This window comes from Candidatus Nanosynsacchari sp. TM7_ANC_38.39_G1_1 (assembly GCF_004138385.1).
In genome coordinates, this window is the sequence record NZ_PQNZ01000070.1 from 1 (window position 1) to 2,565 (window position 2,565).

At 46.2% G+C, this 2,565-nt stretch carries 2 protein-coding genes and 1 tRNA gene; 1 reads left to right on the plus strand and 2 read right to left on the minus strand.

Annotated features, from left to right (window positions below; translation table 11 throughout):
• Positions 1-143: 143 nt before the first annotated feature.
• Both G1ANC_RS03980 and G1ANC_RS03985 read right to left on the minus strand, forming a co-directional pair.
• Complete coding sequence (locus tag G1ANC_RS03980) at positions 144-1,307, minus strand: MFS transporter (protein ID WP_129693705.1); 1,164 nt, start codon at positions 1,305-1,307, stop codon at positions 144-146.
• A 57-nt stretch (positions 1,308-1,364) separates the two neighbouring features.
• A tRNA-Gly gene (locus tag G1ANC_RS03985) sits at positions 1,365-1,439 on the minus strand.
• Between the two features lie 89 nt (positions 1,440-1,528).
• Between G1ANC_RS03985 and G1ANC_RS03990 the strand changes: the two genes are divergently transcribed.
• The gene (locus tag G1ANC_RS03990) at positions 1,529-2,380 is read left to right on the plus strand and encodes a CAP domain-containing protein (RefSeq protein WP_129693706.1); all 852 of its coding nucleotides are present in this window, start codon (positions 1,529-1,531) and stop codon (positions 2,378-2,380) included.
• The last annotated feature ends 185 nt before the right edge of the window (positions 2,381-2,565 follow it).

The following is a 2,565-nucleotide window of genomic DNA, read 5'->3' on the forward strand; positions in this document are numbered from 1 at the left end:
TCTTGCCGTGATCGACGTGGGCAATAATGGCAATATTTCGAATCTTGCTAGCGTCCTTCATAAAAATATGGTCTGGGATTAATAGCAGACCTTCCTTTGGTGACTTATTGTAGCACAGATGGGCTGGGATGGGAAGTACGCTACTACGGTGAAGCTTGCTCATCAAGCTTTAGCTGCACGAAAACAGCTAGTCCTGATAAAACCACCAGCATCCAACCAGCGATGAAAACGCTTTGGTTTGACAAAACTCCAAACACAAACGTTAGCGGCATGAGGACAATTCGTCCCACGGCGTTTATCACCGAGCCGGAACCTGTGCGGTACCGCGACGGCAGCTGGTGTTGTATCTGTGCAGTAAAATGGAATAACAGCGCCCCCGAGACTACCGCTATTAGAACCTGCGCGGCGATAGTTATCCATAGATTACTACCCACCGAAAGCGCGAGCGACGCCAAGCCTAGCAAAATCGACAAAACTATATTTATTTGCTTTGAGCTGAGATATTTAACCAACGAGCCGCCCAGTCCGCCCAAGCCTTCTATGAACGAACCAGCGATGCCAAATACTATCGCCGGGGCCGACAGCGCAATATACCACAGCTGATAAGCTTCGCGATTCATCTTTTGGATACAAAAAACTATCATAATCGCAGTCATCAGCCAGAGTAAGCTTTTACTTTTGAAAACGCATTTGAATGTATTTTTAGTATGTTTGATAAGTTTTTCATCAGCCACCTCGCGGCTAATTTTTGCATCTTTATAAATTAGATGACAAACCATGGATATGGCAATTGGAATAATTGTTAAGTTAAACGCTAGCAGCAGCGAGTGTTCGCCGATCCAGCCGCCCAAAAAGTTACTGATAATTAACGCTATCCCGCCTAAAGTTTCGTATAGTCCTAGCGCTCGATTAAAGTTCCTGGCGTGCCCTTGCTCCTCGAGCAGCGTATCGTAAATCATAGCTGCGCCAGTTCCGCTCGAAAAAGCATCATGAAGACCCCAAATCGTCACGGCAGCGGCGTACATAAAGATATTATCGCTAGCGCCAGCCATCAGGCTGCTAACCCCTAAGAATAACCCAGCGAGCACCATTGAGCCTTTGCGGCTCCAACGATCCGCGATAATTCCTGATGGAATTTCGGTCAGAATAGACGATATCAGCAGAACAATCGCGATCAAACTAATTCCAAAATTGTCAATGCCGATACTTCTTATGAATAATTTCTCAATTGAATACCAAAGTACAAAGCTTAAGAAGAACTTGCCAACATACAGCGGAAGCAGCCTCTTCATGACAGCTTTTTTCATATTTTAATTATAACGCGTGCCAGCGTTATCTTAGAGGTTCATGATAATAGTTTGAACTGGTGCGGGTAGAGGGAGTCGAACCCTCGTCTCATGCTTGGGAAGCATACATAATAGCCGTTATACGATACCCGCGCTGACTATATTATACACTATGCTTTGGCTATTTTTGCAGGCCGTTACTTTCGGATTGACATAACCAGTTTCCTTGCTACAATCAAAGTATGAAAAAACAAAAACTTGTAATTATATTAGTTATCTTAACACTGATCGGGGCGGGGATAGGCGTATACATTGCTGTATGTATTGCGCCGAAAAATAAGGGTAATGCCAGCCAGCAGCAGGAGCAAAAAACAACTTCCAGTCCTAATTTTACTAAGTCTGGTTCTGGTAATAGTTCCAGCAGTAGCAAGTCTAATAAAGACTCCCAGCCTAAGCAGTCTACGCCGAACCAGCAAGAGAAGAAGCCTGAAAAACCGCAGCCAATCCAAAAAGAGCAGAGAATTGACCCTGTGCGCCCGAAACACAATCCAGCCCCGCAGCCACCGTCGAGTCCAGCCTCGCCGCCGAAAAACAACCAGCGGCCAGCTCCGCAGTCTCAGCAGCCCGGTAATTCGCAGCAGCCTGCGCCGAATCCGCAACCAAAACCGACTCCAAATCCACAGCCGCAACCGGCAGACCAAGATAAAAAGTATGACATAGGTCCGCCAGATGCTTTGGAGATTCTTGAATTGATTAATTATGTTCGTAGTAAGGAAAATCTGAAGCCGTTAAAAATGTACGAGCCGCTTAATCGAACGGCGCAGTGGATGGCGAATGATATGAAAGAGAATAATTATTTTAGCCATTATAAACCGGGCACAACTATTCCGCACGGATTGCTTAAAGCGAGGGCTGTCTGCAACGCGCCAGCCGAGAATCTGGTGCAAACTTCGCCGCCAGACCTGCACACTAGCCGCGTAGCCTTTAACGCCTGGATGCAATCGCCGCCGCACAGGCAATCCATCATGTCGAGCACTTACACGCTAACCGGATTTGGCATCGCTGGTAATAAAATTGTGGAGCATTTTTGTTGAGGTGTGTTTAGACTGTCCGTCTTATAGCTATTCTCGCCGCCATTGGTATTCTATGAAAACTGCGCGGATGAATCTGATGTAGAGGAAGGCGGCATCTTGCCAGATTCTCGTGGGCTAAACGTGGGTGAGATGAGAGTAATGATGGTGTTTAGTATATAGGCTGATTTAGTGTATCGCTACGCTAT